This window comes from Leucobacter sp. wl10, assembly GCF_003569785.1.
Classification (GTDB): Bacteria; Actinomycetota; Actinomycetes; order Actinomycetales; family Microbacteriaceae; genus Leucobacter.
In genome coordinates this window covers 142472-167263 of record NZ_KZ983987.1, presented here as the reverse complement: position 1 = coordinate 167263, position 24792 = coordinate 142472, and the positions used below count along the sequence as shown (strand labels likewise).

The following is a 24792-nucleotide window of genomic DNA, read 5'->3' as shown; positions in this document are numbered from 1 at the left end:
GCCCACGCGGGGATCAGGAGGAGTCCCTGTATCATTGAATATGCACTTGATCAGGTACTTATGCTGAACATCGCGATCCTGACCCGCAGTCGGTTCCTCTCGAAGATTCAGGCGCCCGTGAAATAGTAATATCTACTACTTTCCCGGAATCTTCGGGCGCACGCCACCTTCGGACAGCCTGCAGCGGGACTGCGCACATCTGCACGAGGCGAGGCGGCGCGACTGTTCAGGAATGCCCGACGTCGCTCGGGGCAGAGCTGCAAGACTGGCGGAACAGGGTCGCAAGCAGCGCGGAACCCCTGTACAATTGCACATTGTAGAGCTGTTGGCCCGCTTCGCAACGTCACCCGAGCGGAGCCCCACCGCACCGAGCACGAAGGAACCCGCATGTCTCACGACACCCTCTCCCCCGAGTTCGAGGCCGTCGTCGCGGCGGCCGCATCCGCCGCCCCCGCCTTCGCGGCGACGAGCCCCGAGGACCGCGCCCGCGCCATCGTCGCCGTCGCCGACGCGCTCGAGGGCGCGAAGGAGCGCCTCGTCGCGATCGCCATGCGCGAGACCGGCCTCACCGAGGCGCGTCTCTCCGGCGAGGTCACGCGAACGGCCGTGCAGCTGCGCCTCTTCGCCGACACCCTGGTCGACGGCGGCTACCTCGATGTGCGCATCGATCCCGCCGACGACGACTTCGCGCTCGGCGTGCGCCCCGACGTGCGCCGCACGCACCTGCCGCTCGGCCCGGTCATCAACTTCTCCGCATCCAACTTCCCGTTCGCGTTCTCGGTGATGGGCGGCGACTCCGCGTCCATCCTCGCCGCGGGCTGCCCCCTCATCGTCAAGGCCCACTCGGGCCACCCCGACCTCTCGGACGCCACCGCCGAGGTCGCCGCCGAGGCCCTCGCGGCAGCGGGCATGCCCGACGGTGTCTTCCAGCTCATCCACGGCCGCGAGGCCGGCGTGGCGGTGCTCAAAGACCCGCGCATCAAGGCCGGCGCCTTCACGGGCTCCATCGGGGCCGGCCGGCTCCTCGCCGACATCGCAGCGTCCCGTCCCGCTCCCATCCCGTTCTACGGCGAGCTCGGCAGCGTCAACCCCGTCTTCATCACCGCCGACGCCATCGCCGAGCGCACCGACGAGATCGCGAGCGGCTACCTCGCCAGCGTCTCGGGATCCGCCGGCCAGCTCTGCACCAAGCCCGGCTTCGCCTTCATCCCGGAGGGCTCCGCGCTCCCCGACGCGATCCGCGCCGCGGCCGGAGAGCTTCCCGAGCATCGCCTCCTCGACCCGCGCATCGCGAGGAGCTTCGCCGAGCGCCGCGACGCGATCCTCGCCTCGCCCGGCGTGCGTCCCGTCATCGAGGGCGGCGTCCGCATCGACGAGCAGGGGCAGGGCTGGGCCACCCCGACCGTCGTCGCGGTGTCGCTCGACGACTTCCGCCGCGGCAAGGAGGCGCTCGTCGAGGAGGCCTTCGGCCCGCTCTCGATCCTCGTGGAGACGCCGCAGGGCACCGACCTCGCTGCCCTCCTGCCCGAGTTCACCGAGGGCAACCTCACAGGCACGCTCCACCTCAGCTCGGAGGAGACCACCGGCGAGACCGCCAACGCCGCCGAACTGCGCGCCCTCGTCGACGCCATCAGCCAGCAGGTGGGACGCGTACTCTTCAACGGCTGGTCGACCGGCGTGGCCGTCACCCCGGCCCAACAGCACGGCGGGCCGTGGCCGGCGACCACCAACGACTCCAGCACCTCGGTGGGCACGTCGGCGATCAAGCGGTTCCTGCGCCCGGTCGCCTATCAGAACGCTCCCGCCGCGTTCCTGCCCGAGGCGCTGCGCGACGACAATCCGCTCGGCGTGCCGCAGGCCGTCGCGCCGGCGGGAGCGTCCAAGAGCTGGGGGCGCGAGCTGTAGAAGCCGGCTCAGCCGCGCGCAGCCCGTGTTCACGCCCGAGCACCGATTTACCTTCAAGCACCTACTTTTGGCTCGTTCAAGGTGCTCAAAGGTAAATCGGTGCACGAAGACCTGCCCCCATCCCTCATCGCACGCGAAGGGGCCCACGGCCTCGGCTTCGGAACAACTCGACATCTCGTAGAACCGTCGCTATGCACCGACCTCTGCGAGTCGACTCGAACATCTCGAAACGATGATCGGGATCCCCATCTGGGCGTCGCGGCCGGTGTCGACGAGCATCGCCCAGTGCGGTACGAACCGCAGCAAACCCTGGAGCGGCGCCGGTTCTCGCCGGGCTGACAGATACCGATCAGATCACTGTCTCCATTCCGATGTCTCATTGACTTGAGCGGACTGACCGACCCGTCTTCGAACTCGGCGGTCGGTTCCGCTCAACGGACGGTTGTGGCGATAGTCGCTTGTCTCGCCATAATGCGGCCCCGATCCACTCGGCACTGATTGCAGATTCAAATCATGGCGAGGCTCTGTAGAGCGTGCGCGATCGCGACGTCGCATCGAACTCGTCGTACTCCAACATGTTGATCCGCCAGGCCGTGCACCGCGCTCAGGTCTGGATGTTGTAGTGGTTGGACGTGCGCCGGTAGTCGTTGCCGGGGTTTGCGTCCGCCTGTCCGTCTCCGGGAGTGATGCTCGCGTCGGGGAAGATGTTCTGCTCTGAAACTCCAGGCACCGCTGTCGTCCAATAGTTGAGCCGGACAAAGCCCGTTTCACCTGGAGCAAGTTCCAGTGTTGGGTTGGTGAGCACAATGGTCCGACGTCCGGTGCCTGAGGCTGGGATGCTCGTGATCACCCATCCATCACCGAGTGCGATTGCAGGGCCATGAGGATCGTTCAGATCGAAGTTGTGGCTGTTCTCGGGCAGGCTGATGTTGATGGACGCGCCCCGAGCGACGCCCGGGCCATTGTTCGTATATCGCGCGTCAACGAAGAGACCGTTGTCGGCGTTGAAGGTGGGGAACTGCGGCAGCCCCGGATCCTCTCCCTGGGTGCTATAGACGAGGTCGTACAACACGAGATCGACAACAGGATCAGGCGCCACTGTCGATGCGGCGGCAATTGGCGCCGCGACGGCGGCGACGACGACGGGGAGGGACCACGCCGCCCCCTTTACGAGCGTGCGGCGCGTGACGCTCGTCGATTGGTCAGCTTGATGATTCATAACGTGGACCCTCCCGGTAAGAGCACGATCCAGGATCGACCTGACCGCGCAGTGGTGACTTCATTGTCACAAGACGCCCGGCCACCGAAACGCACTTCGCCAGAAACCATGCCTCTCAGGCCACCACACCGCCTGAAAACGAACCAGTTACACGCCTACGGTGCCCCTAGACGCACGTCTGATCGCGCGAAGCATTTGTGTGCGTGATCTGAAACCGGAGCTCTGGGCGACCCGTTCCGCGCGGGCTGCATTAGTACGTCCCGGCTGCAACTGTTCCTGTGCTCGCGCGATACGGTGTCGCTCAATTTCGCGTCGTGGAGTCGTCCCGGCCGTTGCAAATGCACGGTGCAACCTGCTCGTCGACACATGGAGGCTTTTCGCGAGCGCCTCGACGGTGAACGATTGATCCTTGAACTTCAACGCGATGAGTGTCTGCGCCGCACGATAGAGCGTCGGCGTATCCGCACGATTAGGGGGATCCGCCTCCTCACTCGACAGCAGGGCTGCAACCACAAGCTGCTCCATCGCACGACCAAGATGTAGCGACGAACGTGTCGCAGCAAGCATCGGCGCGTTGAGCAACGACATTGTCGCAGCGGTGAGCATCTCCCAGTACACCGAGTGAGCCGGTTGCACCTTCTCCGTGAGGTTCCGAAGCACCGGCGTGCGCAATGCACTGGAATTGAGTTGCCACTCAATCCACGCCCAGCCCCGTCCGAGAGCACTCGCAAGGTTCAGATCACCACGGAGCACGAGAGCTTGGCCGGGCGATATCGCAAGCGGCCCAATCGTCGCCCGGCCCTCGACTGCTAACAGCACTCGAAAGTCGTAATCCACCGGCTCGAGAAACGTGGGGGCGACGGAGACTCCGAGAACTTGACGCGAAGCTTGAAAATGCTCGTCCTGATGAACATCGACCTGAGTTTCCCCGAGCGGCCCAGGAGGAACCCGCCATCCAGATGCGCCAAGACGGTTCCTCATCTCGATCGATCTCGGACTCATGCATACCTCTCGGTGCCGCGGGGCAACCCATCCGTGAGAATGCTAGCCTTGACAGGAAGGCGGAGAATCCCGGCTTCACCCCGGGACAGGAAAAAATCACCCTCTTCGATTGGGCTCAGACGCCGTCCCTGGACTAGGCGCGACGCCGAGGGAGCCATCAGCCTGCGCTGCACCGCAAAGCCACAGGTGCCCGCATCCGCCCTCACTGGCGCGGATGCGGGCGTGAAGCATGACGGTGGAAGACTCGAACGAGACGAAAGTGGGATGAAGTCCGTGGCGGATGGCCGAGGCGCCCTCGACAGGCTGCGAGCAGCGCTAGACGCTCACGGGTGGGAAGCGGTACTCCGTGTGCTCGGCGAGGACTGGAGCGCTCTGTATCAAGACCATCCAAAAGAACTCCTGGAGGCGTTGAGGGCTTTGCCTGAGGCGACCTTGTCCCAAGAGCCTCGCCTGCGCTTAGGGATGCGCCATGTTCAGAGAAACCTGTCTGGGAAGCGCGAGAATCGGGCATACGACGATATCCTCGGCACCGCTGACAGCGACAAGCCAATCGACAAGCTCGCCGCGTTGACCGGCCAGATCGCCGCCGCTCGGGCAGCAGGCCGTCACGCCGACGCGGTCGTCATCGCGGCTCGGGCGGTAACCTACCTCCGGGCATTACCGGTCGAGACGGTGCCGACTCTGGCGAACGCGCTACCCGAGTTCCACTATCACTGGGGACTCACTTTCGCTCAAGACGGACGCCTTTCGGACGCGTTGGATCAGTTCGCTCAAAGCCTCGACTGGGCGCAATCCATCAACCACCGGATGATGGTGACGGCCGCTGGCGGAGCAGCCGCTCTGATCCACGCGATTCACGGCCGCGGGCAAGCCGCAAACGCACAACTCAGCACGATCCCGACCGTACACGAACACGAATGGTGGTCGACCTTCGCACCCGTTCCGGGTGCACTCGCCCATGCAATGTTGTGCCTTGACCGTCTGGAGTACGCCGAGGCGTCCGAAGTCCTCTCCCGTATCGACATCACTCAGGCCATGGAGTACTGGCCGATCTACTACCTGATTCGAACACTCATCGTCGTAGCTGCTCGTGCCGGTGCACAGACCGAATTATCGGAATTCGAAACATTCGTGGAGTCGCTGACAATCGAGCACAGAGACGCCGCCCTGAACGCCGAGTCCGCCAAGATTATCCGGTACCTCTTACTGCTCGATCTGCATCAACCGCACCGAGCAGTACGCCAGCTCGAGCTCGAACCGCCCAACGCGCAAGCCGCCATCCTCAACCAACTCGCCGCCACGCTCCTCGCCCGACGCCTCATCAGCCTCCACAGACCCCGTCAAGCGAGAAAACTGATCGCACCGCTCCTCAATGTTCCCGGCTCCAGTCCCCGTATCCTCATCCGCGCGCTCCTGCTCACGGCCGAAACTGATGAACTCAACATGTCAGAGAACCTTCTCCGACGAGCAGTCGAGCTCGCGCAATGGCACGAGCACTACTCAGGATTTACATCAGCGTCCGAAAGTATCCGCGAACAGGTGGCAGATCTCCTCGGAGAGGAGAATGCATCCATAGCAGAACGGCTACGCACCCTCCCACAACACCTCCCCGTCCCAGGAGCAGACGCGCTCACCCAGAAAGAATCACAGGTCATCGAGCACGCGCTCGAAGGCCTCACCAGGCCCGAGATCGCACAGCGCCTCAACGTCAGCCCGAACACAATCAAAACGCAGCTGCGAAGCGCCTATGCGAAACTCCAGATCTCCAGCAGATCTCAGCTCGCTCAACTCTTCGAAACAAACGGTTAGGGTGGGTCTCCTGTGCGCGTGACCGGGCGAGAATCGCCGTGATCAGCACGTCGGCCCGGTAGGTCACCGCGAGTTTGTCCTGGCGTGTGGCAAGCCCGCGCCACTGCTTCCTGAGATCGAACGCCCGCTCGATCGCGTTCCGATCCTTGTACTTCCAGGCGCCGAACTTCGGAGGCCTCCCGCCCGGGCTGCCCTTGCGGTGACGGGAGCCGATCTCGGTGGTCTTCTCCGGCACCACCGCCCCGATGACTCGCTTGCGGAGGTAGTCGCGGTTCACGCCCGTCGCGTGCGCTTTGTCCGCGAGCACCGTCTGCACCGACGCGCCCATCTATCGGACTCCCGAGCACGAGAAGAACATGGACTTCGCCGAGACTCACTTCACGACGACCCTAGCCCTTCTCGTGCCCGAGGTGTCGGACGTGTCCACGCTCGCAGACACGGCGAACAAGAAGGTCGCCGTGCAGCAGGGATCCTTCGAAGCTCGTTACGCCGAGGAGAACGCCGATGCGCTCATCGCGGCCTACGCGACCGCGAACGATCTGACCGTGCTGAACTCCGACCGTGATTTCGAGCTCATAGAGCGCGCCCTCGGCCCCGAACGGTTCAAGCAGGAGTTCGTACCCGAGTAGCGGTTCGCGGTGCTGCTCTGCGGGATCACGCTCCGGTGGAGGCCGGGCTGCGTTGTCCGGCCCCGGGCGGCGCGGTGCAGACGCTGTCGCGGATCAGCACGACCAGGTACGGTTCTGTGTCACCGCCAGGGGGCGGTACGGGCTCGTCCCCGTTCTTCGGACGGATGCGGATCGCGGGCGACCGCATCGCCGAGGTGACGCGCCACGTTGCTCTCCCGGCGGACCAGACCGCCTGACCCGCGGGTCGGCGCGTGCTCGCGCCGGTACCGCGCCGGAGCACAGTGACAGCTCTCCGTCGTAGGCTACCCGCTGCCCAGCCGCTCAGTTCCAGAGCACCGCCAGCGCCACGTTGAGCAGCGAGAGGCCGGCGATGGCGCCGAGCGCCCCTCCCGGCACCGTCTCCTTCTTGCGGTTCGCCAGGATGATGACGATCATCGCGACGAGCACGAGCGTCTTCACCCCGATCTTGGCGTTGTTCGGCTGGCCGCCCATCATGTAGGTCGAGGCGACGAGCAGCAGCCCGGTCGCGAACAGCAGCGACGCGCCGTGGAGAATACCCGGCGTGATGCGCGCCCTCGTCTCCTTCACGGCCGGCAGCTGCGCGAGTGTGCTGCCGAACACCGCCCCGAAGCCGACGAGGTGCAGCACGACCAGAATGCCCTTGACGATTTCCATATCCCTGTCTCTCTTTCCGGCACCCACGCTCAGTGGAAGAAGTGCCGCTCTCCGGTGAAGTACACGGTCGCGCCGGCCGCCCGCGCCGCCTCGATGACCTCGGGATCCCGCACCGAGCCGCCCGGCTGCACCACGGCGCGCACCCCGGCGTCGAGCAGCACCTGCAGGCCGTCGACGAAGGGGAAGAACGCGTCCGACGCGGCGACCGAACCTCGCGCGCGGTCGCCGGCGCGCTCGACCGCGAGGCGGCACGAGTCGACGCGGTTGACCTGCCCCATGCCCACTCCCACCGAGGCACCGCCCGAGGCGAGCAGGATCGCGTTCGACTTCACAGCGCGGCAGGCCCGCCAGGCGAACTCGAGGTCGGCGAGCGTTTCGGCGTCGGCCGGCTCGCCCGTGGCGAGCTCCCACTCGGAGGCCCCCTTGAACGAGCGGTCGGAGTCTTGCAGGAGGAAGCCGCCCGACACCTGGCGCAGCTCGACGGGACTGGGCGCGAAGTCGGCCGGCAGCGCGAGCAGTCGGATGCTCTTCTTCCGGGTGAGGATCGCGAGCGCCTCGGGCTCGAAGCCGGGGGCGATGATCACCTCGGTGAAGATGCCCGAGACCGTCTCGGCCATCTTCTCGGTGACGACTCGATTGGCCGCGATCACACCGCCGAACGCGGATACGGGATCGCAGGCGTGCGCGAGCTCGTGCGCCGCCGCGATCGGGTCGTCCGCACCGTCGGGTGCGACGGCGATGCCGCAGGGGTTCGCGTGCTTGATGATCGCGACGGCGGGGCGCTCGTGATCGAACGCGGCCCGGAGCGCCGCGTCGGCGTCGACGTAGTTGTTGTACGACATCTCCTTGCCGTGCAGCTGCGCGGCCTGGGCGATGCCGGTGCCCTCGTTCTCGGTGAAGAGCGCGGCGCGCTGGTGGCTGTTCTCGCCGTAGCGCAGCACGGCCTCCCGGAGCCCGAAGACCTCATAGCCGACGTAGCCCTCGCCGGTGTCGAAGATGCTGTCGATCGAGCCGTCCTCGGCGGTCTTCTCGACGGCCGCCTCATCGCTCCAGCCGCGGTCCTCCCGGTCGAGAAACCAGTTGGCCACCGCGGCGTCGTACTGCGCCGTGTGCACGAAGGCCTCGGCGGCGAGCGAGCGCCGCTGGGCGAGCGTCGTGCCGCCCGCGCCCACCGCGTCGATCACCTCGTCGTAGCGGCCGGGCGACACCACTACGCCCACGTTCGCGTGGTTCTTCGCGGCGGCGCGCACCATGGCGGGTCCGCCGATGTCCACGTTCTCGATCACGTCGGCCGCGGGCCTGCCCGAGGCGACGGTCTGCTCGAAGGGGTAGAGGTTGACCACGACGAGCTCGAACGGGGCGAAGCCGAGCTGCTCGAGCTGCTCGCGGTGGTCGGCGAGACGCAGGTCGGCGAGCAGGCCGGAGTGCACGGCCGGGTGCAGCGTCTTCACCCGGCCGTCGAGCGCCTCCGCGAACCCGGTGACCTCGGAGACGTCGGTGACCGGGTGGCCCGCCTCGCGGATGGTCGCCGCGGTCGAGCCGGTCGACACGATCTCGACGCCGGCCTCGGCGAGGGCGCACGCCAGGTCGAGCAGTCGGGTCTTGTCGCTCACCGAGATCAGCGCGCGCCGCACGGGGACGACGTCGCGGTGCTCGTAGAGACTGGGGTCGTGGCTCTGGACTGCCATGGAGGTGTGGGCCCTTCGTATCGGTGTCGGGTGGCGGTGAGGTCGGGCTGCAGGGAAACGGGATCTGCAGACGATATGGGATCTCAGGCTGATCCGGGCATATGCTCCGCAGATCCCGTATCCGCGGGCCGGGCAGCCGTTTCGAGTGCGGCGGCGAGGTCGAGCTCGCCGAGTGCGATCTCGCGCACGGTCTGCACGAGCAGCGGGCGCTCGAGCTGCTTGATGCGCTCGTGCAGCGCCTCCTCGCGCTCGCCGGGGCGCACCCCGAGGCGAGCCTGTCGCAGCACGGGCCCAGTGTCGACCCCCTCGTCGATGATGTGCACGCTGACGCCGGTCTCGGTCGCGCCCGCGGCGAGCGCGTCGCGCACGGCGTGCGCCCCCGGGTGCAGCGGCAGCAGCGCCGGGTGGGTGTTGATGAGGTGCGGCGAGAACTCGCGCACGAACCCGGCCGGCAGGATCCGCATCAGCCCCGCGCTCACCACGAGCCCCGGCTCGGGCCCGGTTCCCACGCCGTGCTCCTGGATGGCCGCGGCGAGCACCTGGCCCCACTCCTCGCGCGAGTCGTAGTCGCCCGGGCGCACGACGAAGGCGGGCACGCCCGCCGCCTCGGCATGTGCGAGGCCGGGGGCTTCGGTGTCGGATCCGACGCACACGACGCGCGCGGGGAACTCGGGATCCGCCACCGCGTCGAGCAGCGCCCTCAGGTTGCTGCCGCCGCCGGAGATCAGAACCGCGAGTTTCAGCACCGCACCAGTCTATCGCTCGCGCAGCACCTCGTCGGCGAGCCTCCAGGGGCGGTGCTCGCCGTAGAGCTTCTCCTCCTGAGCCGCCCAGCGATCCCAGTGCGGGGCGTAGGCCTCGCCGTCACGGGCCAGGGCGCGGGATCGCCTGGTCTCCGCCTCGCACTCGATCCAGATGCCCCGCACGCTCGCCGACCGTCCCGAGCCTCCCGCGCGCTCCGCCCAGCGACGCGCGGCGGACAGGTTCTCGGCCGTGAGCGAGCCGCACCCCTCGATGATCAGGGGCCGATGCCGGGTGACGGGCACGTGCTCGGCGAAGGCCCCGGCCCGCCAGTCGTAGCGACGGTACCCTCCCTCGTCGAGGGCGGCGGCGAGGGCGCGGGATCCCTCCGCCAGCCCGTCCCACCCCGGATACAGGTGCTCCACGCGCAGCAGCTGCGGCTCCCGTCCGATCGCGCGCAGACGATGCGAGATGCGCTCCGCCAGCTCGGTCTTCCCGGCGCCCGACCGGCCGTCGATCAGCAGGGCGTCGAGGCGTTCGAGGTCGTAGCAGAGCATCAGAACTCCACCTTAGCGCCGTCGGGGCGCAGGCGTTCTGCGGCCAGCATCACCGCGGCGGCGAAGGCGGCGAGCACCACGGCCCCCGCGAGACCGGCGCCGTAGCTGCCGGGGGCCTGACGCCCGATGAGTTCGGCGACGGCGACCGGCAGGGTCTGGGCGCCGGGCCTCACGAGGAACGAGGTCGCCCCGAACTCGCCGAGCGACACCGCGAAGGCGAACCCCAGGGCCAGCCCCGCGGACCGGCCGAGCATGGGCAGGTCCACGGTGCGCAGCACGGCGAGCGGGCTCGCTCCGAGGGTGGCCGCCGCGAAGCGCAGCTGCTGGTCGATGCCCCGCAGCACCGGCAGCAGCGTGCGCACGACGAGCGGCAGGGCCACGAGCGCCTGGGCGACGGGGATGAGCACGAGCGAGGTGCGCAGATCGAAGCCGATCCCGAGCGGCCGGTTCATCGTGAGCAGCAGCCCGAAGCCGAGCGTCACGGCCGAGACCCCGAGCGGCAGCATGACGAGGCCGTCGAAGAGCGCCATGCCTCGCCGCAGGGCGCGCGAGGCGGGACGGCGGGAGAGCACGAGCGCGATCAGCACGCCGAGCACCATCGACATCAGCGCCGCCACGAGGGCGATGCGGAACGACAGCCAGATCGCGCTCAGCACCGAGTCGTCGAGCGGCAGCTCGGCGGGAGGGTCGACCAGGGCGACGTAATTCGCGACCGTCCACCTCCCCTCCCGATCCCGCAGCGAGCGCAGGACGAGCGCGAGGATCGGCGCCGCGTGCAGCAGCAGCGCCGTCGCCGCGAAGACGATCAGCGCGGGGACGTCCCCCGGGCCGGGCCGCCTCGCCCGGTCGCGATCGTCCCGCAGCCGCACCGCGCGCTCCCCCGAGCGACGCAGCCGGGCCGAGACGGCGAGCGCGGCGCCGACGATCGCGAACTGGGCGAGCGAGAGCACGGCGGCGCCCCGCAGGTCGAGGAACTGCACGGTGAGGCGATAGATCTCGGTCTCGACGTTCGAGAACTCCCGCCCGCCGAGGATCAGCACGATGCCGAAGGAGGTGGCGCTGAAGAGGAAGACGAGCGACGCCGCCGAGGCGATCGCCGGGGCCAGCGCCGGAAGCGTGACGGTGACCCAGGCGCGCAGCCGCCCCGCGCCCATGACGCGGGCCGCCATCTCGGCGCTGTCGTCGAGCCGGGCCCAGAAGCCGCCCACGGTGCGCGCGACGACGGTCACGTTGAAGAACGCGAGCGCCGCCACGATCGCTCCCGGGCTGCGCTCGAGGCCGAGCCGCTCCAGCGGCCCGCCCGGCCCGAGCAGCGCCGAGAACGCGATACCCACCACCACCGTGGGCAGCACGAACGGCACGGTGAGCAGCCCGTGCAGCATCGAGCGCCCCGGAAAGTCGAGCCGGTAGAGCACGTGGGCGGCCGGCAGGCCGAGCGCCAAGGAGAGCAGCGTCGCGAGCCCCGCCTGGGTCAGCGTCTGCCCGACGACGCGCCAGGTGCGCTGCGCGCCGAACACCTCGGGGATGCCGCTCGGGTCGAAACGACCGTCATCGACGAAACCGGTAGCCACGAGCGAGACGACGGGCCACAGGAAGAACAGCGCGAGGAAGGCGAGCGGAAGCGTCGCGGCCAGTGTCCACGCCGCGACGCCCCACGCCCTCCCCCGGAGCACTAGAGTCCGATCTGCTCGCCCAGCGTCTTCAGCCAGCCCTCGCGGCCGCGCTCGATCTCTCCCGGCGTCAGGTCGAAGGTCTGCTTCGCGGCCGGATCGGGCGCGAACCGGGCCCACGCCTCGGGCATCTCGACGGATGCGTCGATGGGGGTCATGTACATGGCGTCGGGGATGGTCCGCTGGAACTCGGTCGAGACGAGGTAGTCGACCACTGCCCTCGCCCCCGCATCGTTCGCGGCGCCGGCGAGCACGCCGGCGTACTCGACCTGGCGCGTGCAGGTGTCGAGCAGCGCCCGCGTCGTGGTGGCCGTGCCCTCCTCGTTCACGGTGAAGGCCGGAGAGGACGCGTACGAGACCACGATCGGCCTGGTGCCGCCCTCGCCGCCCTGCGTGAACTGCCCGTAGTAGGCGTCGCTCCAGCCCTGCTCGATGCGGGCGCCGTTGTCGACGAGCTTCTTCCAGTAGTCTGCGAAACCGTCCTCGCCGAACTTCGCGACCGTGCCGACGAGGAACGAGGCGCCGGTCGACGAGGCGGTGGGGTCGAGCAGCACGGTGAGATCCCGGTAGGCGGGGTCGGCGAGATCCTCGTAGCTCTCGGGCTCCTCGAGCCCCTCGGCCGCGAACCACTCCGTGTCGATGTTGACGCAGGTCGCGCCGCGGTCGACCGGCACCAGCCCGGTCTCCCCCACGGCGTCGGCGGGGGGCGACTGGGAGCCGGTCCCGTCGACGACGGCGTACTGCTCCGCGCCCTCCGGCAGCCCGGCCGGAGCGTACGGCACCACGACGTCGTTCTCGACGAGGCGCGACGCGAAGATGGTGTCGGCGCCGAAGAACGCGTCGGCGATGGGGGCGCCCTTCGTGAGCACGAGCTTGTTGGTCAGCTCGCCGCCGTCGCCGGCCGAGACCACCTTGACGTCGTAGCCGGTGGCCTTGCTCGCAGCCTTCGCGAACTCCTCGTTGGGGAACGAATCGTGCACCGCCAGGACGACCGTGCCGGTGCCCCCGGCCCCGCCGGCCTGGCCGGGTGGTTCCGAGGGACCGATGGCGCAACCGGTGAGCGCCAGGCCGCAGACGGCGGCGAGCGCGACGACCGGAACGGCGCGGCGTACGCGCGCAAGGGGTTTCGTCGGGTGGGCGGGGGTCATCGAGGGCTTCCTTCCTCCGCTGGCATGAACCAGATCAGGTTGAACGGTCGGAGCTCGCGTGCTCCCTCTCAGCCCGCCGCGCGCGGACTCCCGTGGATTGCCCCTCTACCCTAGTCCTTCCCGCGCGGCCAGCGCCAACCGCTGCGCCGCGGTCGGTCCTCCTCGGATCGCGGCTCGGCGTCGGGCTGGTCCCACGAGTAGGCGCGCAGCAGCGCCTCGGTCTCGGATTCCTCGGTCTCGGATTCCTCGTCGGCCGGGTCCGGCGCTTCCGCCGAGGCGGTGCCGGCCGCGCGCCTTCGCGGATCCTCATCGCCGCGGCCGGCCTCTCCCTCCGATTCCCCGGCTCTCCGTTGAGGATGCTCGGCCGACGGGATCTCCACCGTCTCCCGCCCGGCCGGGTCCTCCGCCTCGCGCACACCCGGATCCTCACCGTCGACGCTGCGGGGCGCGTCCCCCACCGGCGTGTCCCGCGGGGCGGATGACGAGCTCGCGCGCAGCCGAGCCCGCAGCTCGTCGAGCGGAATCGTCTCCTGATCGTCGGCCGGGGCCGTCTCGGCGCTCCGTCCCCCGCGCAGCCTGCGCCGCGCGCTCGCGACGCCGTCCGGCAGGGCGACGCGCAGTCGGGAGTAGTCGGCCTTCCCGGCAGCGACGCCGAGCAGCAGCCCGACCGCGAGCTCAGCGGCCGCGAGTCCCCCCGCGCGCCAGGGATCCGCCCCGGTCTCGGCGAGCCGTTCCGGGCCCATCGATCCGCTCGAGAGCGCGCTGAGCCCCGCGATGGCCAGACCGGCCAGCGCCGACGCGACCACCGGTACCGCGACCGCGACGCTCCACGGGGCGCGTCGCAGCTCGGGACGCCGCGCCCCGAGCAGACCGACGCCCACCCCCCCGAGCACCAGGATCGCAGGCGCGAGCGCGCCCAGGGCGCCCCAGCCCTGGGGCACGGCGCCGAAGAGGGGCATCGTGGGCACCGGGCCGAGCAGCGTCTCGAAGGGGGTGGCCGAGCTGCCCGCCCCCACGGCGAAGCCGGCGCCCGTGAGCCAGGCCAGCGCCCAGATCAGTGCGACCGGCAGCAGGACCAGCTGCGCGAGGAAGAGCAGCGTAGATCCCAGAGCGTCCAGCTGCAGGCTCTGGGTGAGCGCCATGATCTGCGGGTAGCCGACGATGAGCGCCGCAGCGAGCGCGAGCGCGGCGACCCCCACGGACACGGCGAGCGCCGCCGCGGCGAGCCGCAGCGTGAGCGCAGCTCGGGCCGGGAACGCCGCGGTCGCGCGAGCACCGAGATACTCCATGCCGCGCTGGGCCCTGCGCAGAGCCCCGGCCCACCAGGCCTGGCCGTCGATCGCCGCGGCGACGGCGAAGGCCGCCGCCGCCACCGAGCCGTAGCCGAGCGCGGGCACCAGGACCACGGCCCAGACGGGCCAGGGCGTGCTCGGGGAGGTCGCCGCCCAGACCGAGAACGCCACCGCCCCGAAGCCCAGAGTTCCGCCGAGCACGCCCGCCGCCCCGGCGCCCCCCCGGCGGGCGAAGCGCCGGCCGGCGCGCGCGGCGAGCAGCGCCGTGATCAGCGTGATCCCGAGGGGCGCCAGGGACAGGGTGAAGCTCAGCCCCTCGGGTGCCTGCCCCAGGGCCAGCGCCGTCTCCGGACTCAGTGCGAAGCTCAACGGCACCCAGTGGGCGAGCAGCCAGACGCCCCCGATCGACGCGAGCACGACCTCGGGCTCTGCGGCGAGATCGAACGTGACCACCCACAGCAGCAGGACCGGGATCGCGACGGCCACGAGACCCGCGAGAGCCGCGGCCGCGGCCTCGATCGCAGCGATCGCCGCAGTCACTAAGGATCTCATCGACCAGAAGCTTACTCTGCGGACCCGGTACGATTCATGCGTCCCGGACGAGCCCGGCCTGAAACATCCGTGTGCGCCTTTCGGACGCTCGGACGGCGGTGAAACGCCCGAAAGGCGCACACGGATCGAGGGCGAAGGCCCGGGAAGACGACGGCGAAGGCCCGGGAAGACGAGGGCGAAGGCCCGGGAAGCGAAAGGCCTGTCGGGTCGGCGCGTCAGTCGGAGTCGAGCGGCGCGTCGCGGGCGAGGGCCGCGGCGTGCGCCCGGCTCTCGGCCCCAAGCTTCACCAGAATGCTGGAGACGTGGGTCTTCACCGTCGGGATGGAGATGCCGAGGGTCTCGGCGATCCCGGCGTTCGAGAGCCCCTCGCGCAGTGCGGTGAGCACCTCGCGCTCCCTCGCGGTCAGCTGCTCGATGCCCGGCAGGGAGGCGCCGGCCGCCCAGGGGCGCGGGGCGTCGGCGAGCGCCGAGAGCGCCCGCCTGGTCACGCGCGGATCGAGCACGCCCTCACCCGCGGCGATGCGCCTGACGGCGTCGACGAGCGGCCCCGCAGCCGTGGTCTTCAGCAGGAATCCCGCGGCGCCCGAGCGGATCGCGGCGAAGACCAGCTCGTCCTCGTCGAAGCTCGTGAGCGCGAGCACCTCCGCGGTGCCGGCCGCGACGATCTCCCGCGTCGCCGCGACGCCGTCCATCCCCGGCATGCGCAAATCCATGAGCACCACGTCGGGGCGCAGCGCAGCGGCATTTCGGATCGCCGCCGCCCCGTCGGCGGCCTCGCCGACGACCTCCACGCCGTGCGCCTCGAGGATCATGCGCAGCCCATCGCGGATCATGCCATGATCGTCTGCGAGCAGCACGCGCGGCCGCGGTGCGCGCTCCTCCGGCCGCGCTTCCCGCCCCGCTGCCGCTTCGGCACGCTCTCGGCCCCCTCCGGCGCCAGTCGCCTCGCCTTCCCCGGTCACGCCGCTCCTCCCTCCGGAAGCCGGGCGCGGACCACCCAGACCCCCGCTTCCCCCGGCCCGGCGCTCAGCTCGCCGCCGAGCGCCCGCGCCCGCTCGGCGAGCAGCTCGAGCCCCATGCCGCTGCCCGTGAGCGAGGGACTCTCGAGGGCCGATCCGCCCCGGGAGAGCACCTCCACCGCCACCTCGTCCCGCGCCCCGGAGAGCCGCACCTCGACCTCCGCGCCCGAGGCGTGGCGCACGCTGTTCGCCAGCGCCTCCTGCACGATGCGCCCCACCGCCTGATCGACCGGAGCGGGCAGCTCCCCCGCAATCTCGTCGATCAAGCGCACCCGCACCCCCGACGCGTTCGCATGCTCCACGAGCTCCGCCACGCGCGAGCGGCCGGGCGGCACCTCGAACTCGCGCTCCCCGGATCGCAGCACCTGGATCATCGACCGCAGCGCGCCGTGCGCCTCGAGGCTCGCGTCGCGCACCGCTCTCAGCGCGCGCCGCTCCTGCGTGTCCTCGCCCGACGCGCCGAGCGCCGCCTCGCTGCGGATCGCCACCGCGGAGATGTGCCCCGCCACCACGTCGTGCAGCTCGCGGGCCATGCGATCCCGCTCGCCCTGCACCGCCGCGGCCCGGTCGAGCTCCACCACGCGCTCCGCGCTCTCCGCCCGCTGCCGGTACAGCCGCACCAGCTCCCGCGACTGCGCCACCGAGTTCGCGTACCAGTACGAGAAGCCGAGCAGCGCCCCGATCTGCAGCCCCACCATCACCGTCACCCGCACGTCCTGGGAGATCGCGAGGACCGCGACCACGACCGCGATCACGGAGGCCACGACGACGTCGCGCGCCCGCCTGCGCCCGGCCGCACCCATCGCGACCACCCGCGCGTGCAGCAGCTCGAGCACGACGAGCAGCGGGACGAGCCCGCCGACCGTCAGCAGATCCGCGGCGGCGAGCGCGGAGGCGATCGCCAGCCCGAGCCCCGGCGCGCGGTGCTTCAGCAGCACCGCCGCGCAGGCGGGAACGGCGGGCACCAGCGCGTACCAGGCCGAGGCCCGCTCGCTCAGCAGCGAGAGCGAACTCCACATCCCCGACCAGCCCAGCGCGGCGAACAGCACCGCGAGCAGCAGGTAGACCAGCGCCGAGGCCCACGGCCGCGCGGCAGCCGCCGCCAGCACCGTCCTGGGCCGATCGTGCTCGTCCGTCGTCATGCCTCCATCCAAGCAGGCACCTCGGACGTTCGTCTCAGACCAAAGGATGAGGCGGCACTCGTGCTTTCCGCCGATGCCGGCGTCGCAACGCGCCGCGAGGCTTGGAGCCATGGACTTCCTCACCGCACTCCCGCTGCCGGCGGCGCTCGCGATCCTCGCGCTCGTCGACGGGCTCAGCGTCGGCACGCTGCTGATCCCGCTCTTCCTCCTCATCGCCCCCGGCAGGCCCCGCGTGTACCGGATTCTGCTCTACCTCGGCGCCATCACCGCGTTCTACTTCGCCGTCGGCGCGCTGTTCACGCTGGGGCTCGTGAACGTGATCGACGTCGGGCGGGAGTTCCTGGGATCCCGGCTCGGCCAGACCGCACTGCTGGTCGTCGGAGCCGCCATGCTCGGCGCCGGGATCTGGATGGGGATCGTGGACGATCGGCGCAAGAAGCGCGCGGCCGCGGGCGACCCGACCGCGCTACGCGGCAGCGGACGACTGCTCAGGTGGCGGGAGCGGCTGCTCGCCCCGCGCACGACGCGTGCCGCGGTGATGGCGGTCGCCGTCGCGGCGGGGCTCGTCGAGGTCGCGAGCATGCTCCCCTATCTCATCGGCATGACGATGCTCGCGGACGCCCCGATCGGCATGCCGCTGCGGTTCGCGGCGCTCGCGGGCTACTGCCTCGTGATGATCGTGCCCGCGCTCGCGCTGCTCGCCGCGCGGGTCGTCGCCGCACGCGCGGTCGAGCGGCCGCTCGAGCGGTTCACTTCGTGGATGCAGCGCACCGGCGCCGAGAACACGTCCTGGATCCTCGGCGTCGTCGGCTTCCTGCTCGCCCGCGCCGCCGTGACGCAGCTCGGGATCGTCATCCCGGTGATCAATCCCGGCTGAGCACGCCGCTCACCGCTACCAGGCGGCGGAGACCGCGCGGTGAGCCTCGAAGAGCGGGATCGCAGCGCCCTCGGGCGCCCGGCCGAAGCCGCACTCGGTCGCGACGCCGAAGGATCGCGAGAGGTGCCGCTGCGCCGTCGCGATGCGGCGCTCGGCGCCCCGGGCCCCGTCCTCGCGGTGCACGAGGCCGAGGTAGAGCTCGGTCGTGCCGGGGAGGTCGAGCGCCCCGAGGGGCGCGAAGTACGCGTCGTCGTCGCGCTCGATCGGCACCGGCAGGTGCAGCCAGGTGAGGGGGCGGTGCGCGGCGGCCGTCACGAGGTTGGCGAAGCGCACGAGGTCGCCGGTGTCGACCGGCTCGACGAAGTGCTTCTCGGCCACGTCCCCGTAGCAGAGATGCACCCCGACCTCGACCTCGGCGGGCACCCGGTCGATCTGCCGCGCGAGCCGCTCGCTCGTGCCGGCCCAGACGTCGTCGAACCACTCGTAGGGCTCGCCCGTGTATCCCCGCAGCCCCTCGAGCATCGCGAACTCGAGCGCCGCGTCCCACTGGATCGCCAGCTGGTCGTGCGGGATTTCCGCGAGGATGCGGTCGAGCTCGGCGGCCAGCGCCGCCTCGTAGACCGGCTCGAACACCGGGCGATCCTCGGCCCTCACGAAGCTGCCGACCACGCCGAGCGGCGTGGGCAACGACACCTGGAAGCGCGCGGATGCGGCGATCGTCCCCTCGGCCTTCAACCGCGAGAAGACGCCCCACGAGTCGAGGGCCGCCTCGGCGTAGCCGAGCGGCGGCAGCTCGAGGCTCTCGGCGCGCACCCCCTCCGCGAGGCGCACGGGCCGCATGTCGAGCATGCGCAGCGGGATCGGCGTGTCGCCGACGCGCTCGATGCCGTGGGCGCGCCCCAGCCGGTCGGCCTGGAACACGATCCAGTGGAAGCGCTCCCCCACCTCGCCGTCCGGGATGCGCTTCAGCCGGTCGCCGAGGTGCTCGGCCGCCGCGCGCATCGTGGTCTCGGCGTCGTCGAAGTTGATGCTGCCGACGAGGTGGCAGCCCTGGGGTCGGCTCATGCACTCCAGTCTAGAACGCGCTCTCCCGCTGCCACCGCCCGCAGCGTATTCTCGAGACATGGACCAGCGGATCGGATCTGCCGCCGCCGCTTGGGCGGGCGCCGCATCGGCGATCGCGGGCGCCGGAGCGGGCGAGCTCGCCGCCCTGCTCGTCGCGCCGCAGTCGAGCCCGGTCGCGGCGATCGGGGCGGCGCTCATCGATCTCGCACCCGCGTGGGCGAAGGACCTCGTCATCTCGCTGTTCGGCACCGCCGACAAGCTCGCCCTTCTCGTCCTCATAGGCGTCGCGCTCATCGCACTGGGAGCGGGCGCGGGGCTGCTGCAGCGGGCCCGCCCGCCCTGGGGTGCCGCGCTCGCCGGCCTGCTCGGCGCGATCGGGATCCTGGCGGCCGCCACCCGCGAGAACCCTGACCCGCTCGCCGCTGTCCCGTCGCTCCTCGGGGGCGCGGTCGGAGCCGCCTGCGTGTTCGGCTTCGTCCGGCTGCGCACGCGCGAGCAGCCCCGGGCGCTGTCTCGGCGCGGCTTCCTAATCGTGAGCGTCTCCGCCGCAGCTCTCGGCGCCGCGGCAGCCGTGGCCTCGACCGTGGGGCGCGCTGCGGACCGCTCGTTCCAGGCCATCCGGCAGGGGCTCCGCCTTCCCGCCGCACGCGCCGCCGCGGAGGTGCCCGAGGGCGCCGAACTGGGGATCGCGGGCCTCGATCCGGTCATCACCCCGAACCGGGACTTCTACCGCATCGACACCGCGCTGATCGTGCCCCAGGTCGATCCGGCCGAGTGGGAGCTGCGGATCCACGGGCTCGTCGAGCAGGAGGTGACACTCACCTGGGAGGAGCTGCTCGCGCTGCCGCTGGAGGAGTCCGTGACGACCCTCGCCTGCGTGTCGAACACGGTCGGCGGCGAGCTCGTCGGCACCGCCGTGTGGCTCGGGTATCCGATCCGCCACCTGCTCGCCCGCGCCGGCGTGCGGCCCGGGGCCGACATGGTGCTCTCGCGCTCGCGCGGGGGCTTCACCGCAGGCACGCCGCTCGAGGCCCTGACCGACGAGCGGAACGCGATCCTCGCCGTCGGCATGAACGGCGAGCCGCTGCCGCCCGAGCACGGCTTCCCCGTGCGCATGGTCGTGCCCGGCCTCTACGGGTACGTGTCCGCGACGAAGTGGGTCATCTCGCTCGAGGTCACCCGCTTCGACCGCGCCACAGCGTACTGGACCGACCGCGGCTGGTCGGCGCGCGGGCCGATCAAGCTGCAATCCCGCATCGACGTGCCGCGGCAGCCCCGGATCCGGTCCGGCACGACGGTCGTCGCGGGGGTCGCCTGGCAGCCGAACGTCGGCGTCGAGAGCGTCGAGGTGCGGGTCGACGGCGGCCCCTGGCAGCAGGCGGAGCTCGCCTCCGCGATCTCGGACGACACCTGGGTGCAGTGGACGCTCCCCGTCGAGCTGCCGCCCGGCGATCACGAGCTCAGCTGCCGCGCGCGCAGCGCGTCGGGAGAGCTCCAGACGGGCGACACCGCGCCCCCGGCCCCCGACGGCGCGACGGGTTGGCACACGATCCGCGTCACCGCGGCGTAGGGGCGGCGCGTTTACAGCGCGCTGTACGCCGCCCGCAGCAGCTCGGCGGTCTCGGTCGGGGTCTTGCCCACCTTGACGCCGGCGGCCTCGAGCGCCTCCTTCTTGGCCTGCGCGGTGCCGGCCGATCCCGAGACGATGGCGCCCGCGTGGCCCATGGTCTTGCCCTCCGGCGCGGTGAAGCCCGCGACGTAGCCCACGACGGGCTTCGTCACGTTCGCCTTGATGAACTCGGCCGCGCGCTCCTCGGCGTCGCCGCCGATCTCGCCGATCATCACGATGGCCTTCGTCTCGGGGTCGGCCTCGAACGCGGCCAGCGCGTCGATGTGCGTGGTGCCGATGACCGGGTCGCCGCCGATGCCGATGGCCGTCGAGAAGCCGAGATCGCGCAGCTCGTACATCATCTGGTAGGTGAGGGTGCCCGACTTCGAGACGAGGCCGATGGGGCCCTTGCCCGTGATGGTCGCGGGCGTGATGCCGGCGAGCGCCTCATCGGGCGTGATGATGCCGGGGCAGTTGGGGCCGATGATGCGGGTGTTGCCACCGGTGGCCTTCGCGTGCGCCCAGAGTTCGGCCGAGTCCTTGACGGGCACGCCCTCGGTGATGATGACGAGCAGGCCGATGCCTGCATCGATGGCCTCGATGGCCGCGTCCTTCGTGAAGGCCGGGGGCACGAACGCGACCGAGACGTCGGCGCCCGTCTGCTCGATCGCCTCGGCCACCGTGGCGAAGACTGGCAGCTCGACCTGCGCGCCCGAGGCGTCGGTGTGGGTGACGGTGGTGCCGGCCTTGCGCGCGTTCACACCGCCGACGATCTGAGTGCCCGCGGCGAGCATGCGCGCGGTGTGCTTGGTGCCCTCGCCGCCGGTGATGCCCTGGACGATGACCTTGGAATCCCTGTTGAGGAAGATCGACATTCTCGTGTTCCTTATCTACGTGCCAGTGCGGATCAGCGGGCGTTCGCGAGCTCGGCGGCCTTGTCGGCGCCCTCGTCCATCGTGGCCGCGAGGGTGACGAGCGGGTGAGCGGCATCGGTCAGGATCCGGCGCCCCTCCTCCACGTTGTTGCCGTCGAGGCGCACCACGAGCGGCTTGTTCGCCGTGTCGCCGAGCTTCTCGAGCGCGCCCACGATGCCGTTGGCCACCGCGTCACAGGCGGTGATGCCGCCGAACACGTTGACGAACACCGACTTCACCTGCGGATCGCCGAGGATCACGTCGAGGCCCGCCGCCATCACCTCGGCCGACGCGCCGCCGCCGATGTCGAGGAAGTTGGCGGGCTTCACGCCGCCGTGATTCTCGCCCGCGTAGGCGACCACGTCGAGCGTCGACATCACGAGACCCGCCCCGTTGCCGATCACGCCGACCTCTCCGTCGAGCTTCACGTAGTTGAGATCCTGGGCCTTCGCCTTCGCCTCGAGCGGATCCTCCGCGGCCTTGTCCTCGAGCGCTTCGTGCTCCGCATGGCGGAAGTCGGCGTTGGCGTCGAGCGACACCTTTCCGTCGAGCGCGATGATCTCGCCCCCGCCCGTCAGCACGAGCGGATTCACCTCGACGAGGGTGGCGTCCTCGCCCGTGTACACCTCGTACAGCCTCTGGAAGACCGGCACGACCTTGGCGACCAGCTCCTCGGGGAACCGCGCGGCGCGCGCGATCTCCTCGGCCTTCGCCGCGTCGATGCCCGCGAGCGGATCGACCTCGACGCGCGCGAGCGCCTCGGGCTTCTCGACCGCGAGCTGCTCGATCTCCATGCCGCCCTCGACCGAGCACAGGGAGAGGTACGAGCGGTTGGCGCGGTCGAGCAGCACGGAGAAGTAGAACTCCTGGGCGATGTCGGCGCCGGCCGCCACCATCACGCGCTTCACCACGTGGCCCTTGATGTCGAGGCCGAGGATCGACTGCGCGGCCTCGAACGCCTCGTCGGGGCTCTTGGCGACCTTCACACCGCCGGCCTTACCGCGGCCCCCGGTCTTCACCTGCGCCTTCACGACGACCACGCCGCCCAGCTTCTCGGCGGCCGCCCTCGCCTCCCCGGGAGTGTCCGCGACGATGCCGGCGAGCACCGGCACTCCGTATCGCTCGAAAAGATCTCGTGCCTGGTACTCGTACAGATCCACGTACTGTCCTTTGCTTGGGAGTCGGGTGTGATCCGAGGCAGAAAATGTCTCGATGTCGAGAGAAAGTCGACCAATCGAAGAGTCTATCATCGCAAGATGGACGAGTCCCGCTCAGCGGTACTGCTTGGCCCGGTAGAGCACGAGATCGGCTCGCGCCAGAGCCGCATCGAGGCCCTCGCCCGGTCGCACCGACGCGACGCCCCACGACCAGGCGTACTGCGAGTCGGCCCGCCAGAGGCGCAGACGCGCCTCCAGCTCGTCCATGTCCCCCTGCAGCAGCAGGGTGAACTCGTCTCCGCCGATCCTCGCCACGATTCCGTCGTCGCGCGACCAGACGCCGCGCATGCCGACGAGGTCCTTCCAGGCGCTCGCCGACTCCCGGAGCGCGGCGTCGCCCGCCGCGTGCCCGCCGACGTCGTTCACCAGCTTGAAGTCGTCGAAGTCGATGATCGCGATCGAGACCGGCAGGTCCCGGCGAAGCGCTCGCTCTCTCAGCCGTCGCGCCGCACCCCCCAGGCCGCGCCGGTTGAGCACCCCCGTGAGCGGGTCGATGGCCGCCTGCATCCGCACCTGCTTGCGCACCGCCCGGGCACCGCCGAACGTGAAGACGGAGATCAGCACGGCGTAGCTCACGAGGATCAGCGGCGAACCGACGCCGGAGCCCATATCGGGGTTCCAGATCAGCGTCATGCAGACCCGCAGCATGCTCAGCACCATGAAGGTCACAGCGACCGCGGTCGGGAAGAACCACCCGATGTAGAGCGCGGAGAAGGGGAGGGTGAGCAGCGCGTTGATCTCTCCGTGCCCCGGTGGAGCGAACAGCAGGAAGTAGCTGGACGAGGCCTCGACCCCCACCACCACGAGCATGCCGAACCACAGCGAGTGGCGGCGCCCCAGAGCGAGCGGCACCAGCACCCCGACCAGGCAGAGCGCCACCCACAGGGCAGCCCCGATCCGATCGATGCCGGGGTGACCGATGACCAGGTCGGAGATGGACACCAGCGCCGGGAGGAGCGAGATCATCGCGCTCACGAACGAGAAGGGGGTCTGCCAGCGCACGAAGCCGACCCCGAGGCTCCTCACGCGCTCGATGCCGCGCACAAGTGGCGACGGAGACCGGGGCTGCCGCCTATCCATGCACCTCACCCCGCCTCAGGTGCTTCTGAGCGTAGAGGGCGCGATCAGCGCGCTCGAACAGCTCCGCGGCGCCATCGCCCGGCCTGCCCTCGGCGAGACCCCAGGACCAATCGCAGGTCGAACACTCCCGCAGGCGCTGCACCACGGCCAGCGCCCCCTCCGCGTCGACCCCCGGCAGCAGCAGAGCGAACTCGTCGCCGCCGAGGCGGCCGATCACGTCACCCGCCCGGGTCTCCCTCTTCCAGGCCCCGACCGTCTCGACCAGGGCTGCGTCACCGGCGGCGTGCCCGCGGGTGTCGTTGATGAGCTTGAAATCGTCGAAGTCGATCGCCACCAGGCAGAGCCTGCCGCGCTGCGGCGCGAGTCTCCGCAGGCGCGCATCGAGCCGCTCGGCGAAACCGGTGCGGTTGTACACGCCGGTCAGGGGGTCGGTCTCGGCGCTCCGCAGCTGCAGGCGCCACAGGTAGAAGCCGACCGAGTACCCGAACAGCACGCTGAGGAGTCCCTGAACCGCGACGGGAACGCCGATCTCCCCCTCCGGAGCCAGCTGAGGGTTGCCCGCCATCACCGCTCCGAGCACCATCAGGCTGAGCGCGACGAGGGGTATCGCGAGCTGCGGTCGCACGAACCAACCCAGGTAGAAGGCCATGACCGGGAACTGCTGGATCGAGGACACGACGGCCTGCGGATCGTCGGCGCGGCCGAGGAAGTAGGACTGGGCTGCGATGAAGATCAGCACGGCGACGATGCCGATCCATCGCGGAACCCGCCGACCGAAACCGATCGCTGCGGCGCTTCCCGTCAGGCACACGACGAGCAGGGTCCACGCCAGCATCGGATCGATCCGGCCATAGTAGACGAATAGATCGACGATGAGCGTGAGCGCGAACAGCAGCGCCGCGAGGGCCAGATAGAGCGAGTGCGGATTCTGCCGCTGGAGCTGACGCGTCAGCCAGGCCATGGCACACCCCTTTCACGGATG

21 protein-coding genes and 1 riboswitch are annotated in these 24792 nt (G+C 70.3%); of the genes, 5 read left to right on the top strand and 16 right to left on the bottom strand.

The annotated features are described in order from the left end of the window. Window positions 1-387 precede the first annotated feature (387 nt). Window positions 388-1905 (top strand): aldehyde dehydrogenase (NADP(+)), encoded by a 1518-nt coding sequence (locus tag D1J51_RS00825; protein ID WP_119073274.1) that lies wholly within the window; start codon window positions 388-390, stop codon window positions 1903-1905. Between the two features lie 604 nt (window positions 1906-2509). Here the strand turns inward: D1J51_RS00825 and D1J51_RS17755 are convergent. Beyond that, entirely contained in the window at window positions 2510-3124 is a 615-nt protein-coding gene (locus tag D1J51_RS17755) for a hypothetical protein (protein ID WP_162903594.1), read from the bottom strand. A gap of 147 nt (window positions 3125-3271) precedes the next feature. Then, window positions 3272-4126: a helix-turn-helix domain-containing protein gene (locus D1J51_RS00820; RefSeq protein ID WP_119073273.1), complete on the bottom strand. Its 855-nt coding sequence runs from the start codon at window positions 4124-4126 to the stop codon at window positions 3272-3274. Window positions 4127-4474: 348 nt separating this feature from the next. Here D1J51_RS00820 and D1J51_RS00815 point away from each other — a divergent pair, with 348 nt between their 5' ends. Beyond that, window positions 4475-5935, top strand: a complete 1461-nt coding sequence (locus D1J51_RS00815; RefSeq protein WP_162903593.1) for a helix-turn-helix transcriptional regulator — start codon at window positions 4475-4477, stop codon at window positions 5933-5935. A 293-nt stretch (window positions 5936-6228) separates the two neighbouring features. Further along, on the top strand, window positions 6229-6564 hold the full coding sequence (locus tag D1J51_RS00805) for a substrate-binding periplasmic protein (RefSeq protein ID WP_119073271.1): 336 nt from the start codon (window positions 6229-6231) through the stop codon (window positions 6562-6564). A gap of 321 nt (window positions 6565-6885) precedes the next feature. Here the strand turns inward: D1J51_RS00805 and D1J51_RS00800 are convergent, their stop codons facing one another. The 9 genes from D1J51_RS00800 to D1J51_RS00760 all read right to left on the bottom strand — a co-directional run bounded on the left by D1J51_RS00800 (window position 6886) and on the right by D1J51_RS00760 (window position 17048). After that, complete coding sequence (locus D1J51_RS00800) at window positions 6886-7239, bottom strand: hypothetical protein (protein ID WP_119073270.1); 354 nt, start codon at window positions 7237-7239, stop codon at window positions 6886-6888. Window positions 7240-7268: 29 nt separating this feature from the next. Beyond that, entirely contained in the window at window positions 7269-8927 is a 1659-nt protein-coding gene (gene purH, locus D1J51_RS00795) for a bifunctional phosphoribosylaminoimidazolecarboxamide formyltransferase/IMP cyclohydrolase (protein ID WP_119073269.1), read from the bottom strand. A gap of 83 nt (window positions 8928-9010) precedes the next feature. Continuing rightward, complete coding sequence (gene purN, locus D1J51_RS00790) at window positions 9011-9673, bottom strand: phosphoribosylglycinamide formyltransferase (protein ID WP_119073268.1); 663 nt, start codon at window positions 9671-9673, stop codon at window positions 9011-9013. Window positions 9674-9682: 9 nt separating this feature from the next. Then, window positions 9683-10225, bottom strand: coding sequence for a nucleoside/nucleotide kinase family protein (locus D1J51_RS00785; protein ID WP_119073267.1), 543 nt, complete (start codon window positions 10223-10225; stop codon window positions 9683-9685). Beyond that, the gene (locus D1J51_RS00780; RefSeq protein WP_119073266.1) at window positions 10225-11898 is read right to left on the bottom strand and encodes an ABC transporter permease; all 1674 of its coding nucleotides are present in this window, start codon (window positions 11896-11898) and stop codon (window positions 10225-10227) included. The genes D1J51_RS00785 and D1J51_RS00780 overlap by 1 nt, the downstream gene beginning before the upstream one ends. Further along, complete coding sequence (locus D1J51_RS00775; protein ID WP_119073539.1) at window positions 11898-13043, bottom strand: thiamine ABC transporter substrate-binding protein; 1146 nt, start codon at window positions 13041-13043, stop codon at window positions 11898-11900. Before D1J51_RS00775 ends, D1J51_RS00780 begins: the two co-directional genes overlap by 1 nt. Next, window positions 13038-13147: riboswitch (TPP riboswitch) on the bottom strand. Its footprint overlaps the gene before it by 6 nt. A 6-nt stretch (window positions 13148-13153) precedes the next feature. Next, window positions 13154-14875, bottom strand: a complete 1722-nt coding sequence (locus D1J51_RS00770; RefSeq protein ID WP_119073265.1) for a cell division protein PerM — start codon at window positions 14873-14875, stop codon at window positions 13154-13156. 227 nt (window positions 14876-15102) lie between these two features. Beyond that, the gene (locus D1J51_RS00765) at window positions 15103-15744 is read right to left on the bottom strand and encodes a response regulator (RefSeq protein ID WP_119073264.1); all 642 of its coding nucleotides are present in this window, start codon (window positions 15742-15744) and stop codon (window positions 15103-15105) included. 101 nt (window positions 15745-15845) lie between these two features. Beyond that, on the bottom strand, window positions 15846-17048 hold the full coding sequence (locus D1J51_RS00760) for a sensor histidine kinase (protein ID WP_119073263.1): 1203 nt from the start codon (window positions 17046-17048) through the stop codon (window positions 15846-15848). A 109-nt stretch (window positions 17049-17157) separates the two neighbouring features. Between D1J51_RS00760 and D1J51_RS00755 the strand changes: the two genes are divergently transcribed. Continuing rightward, on the top strand, window positions 17158-17925 hold the full coding sequence (locus D1J51_RS00755) for a GAP family protein (RefSeq protein ID WP_119073262.1): 768 nt from the start codon (window positions 17158-17160) through the stop codon (window positions 17923-17925). A 15-nt stretch (window positions 17926-17940) separates the two neighbouring features. Here D1J51_RS00755 and D1J51_RS00750 read toward each other — a convergent pair whose 3' ends face one another. Next, window positions 17941-18990 (bottom strand): hypothetical protein, encoded by a 1050-nt coding sequence (locus tag D1J51_RS00750; RefSeq protein WP_119073261.1) that lies wholly within the window; start codon window positions 18988-18990, stop codon window positions 17941-17943. A gap of 58 nt (window positions 18991-19048) precedes the next feature. On the opposite strand from D1J51_RS00750, the gene D1J51_RS00745 reads away from it, so the two are divergent. Next, on the top strand, window positions 19049-20560 hold the full coding sequence (locus tag D1J51_RS00745) for a molybdopterin-dependent oxidoreductase (RefSeq protein ID WP_119073260.1): 1512 nt from the start codon (window positions 19049-19051) through the stop codon (window positions 20558-20560). An 11-nt stretch (window positions 20561-20571) separates the two neighbouring features. Here D1J51_RS00745 and sucD read toward each other — a convergent pair whose 3' ends face one another. The 4 genes from sucD to D1J51_RS00725 form a co-directional block, all read right to left on the bottom strand. After that, complete coding sequence (gene sucD, locus D1J51_RS00740) at window positions 20572-21474, bottom strand: succinate--CoA ligase subunit alpha (protein WP_119073259.1); 903 nt, start codon at window positions 21472-21474, stop codon at window positions 20572-20574. A 32-nt stretch (window positions 21475-21506) separates the two neighbouring features. Beyond that, window positions 21507-22673: an ADP-forming succinate--CoA ligase subunit beta gene (gene sucC / locus D1J51_RS00735; RefSeq protein WP_119073258.1), complete on the bottom strand. Its 1167-nt coding sequence runs from the start codon at window positions 22671-22673 to the stop codon at window positions 21507-21509. 111 nt (window positions 22674-22784) lie between these two features. Continuing rightward, window positions 22785-23810, bottom strand: coding sequence for a GGDEF domain-containing protein (locus D1J51_RS00730; RefSeq protein WP_119073257.1), 1026 nt, complete (start codon window positions 23808-23810; stop codon window positions 22785-22787). Then, window positions 23803-24771, bottom strand: coding sequence for a GGDEF domain-containing protein (locus D1J51_RS00725; RefSeq protein ID WP_119073256.1), 969 nt, complete (start codon window positions 24769-24771; stop codon window positions 23803-23805). The genes D1J51_RS00730 and D1J51_RS00725 overlap by 8 nt, the downstream gene beginning before the upstream one ends. Window positions 24772-24792 lie beyond the last annotated feature (21 nt).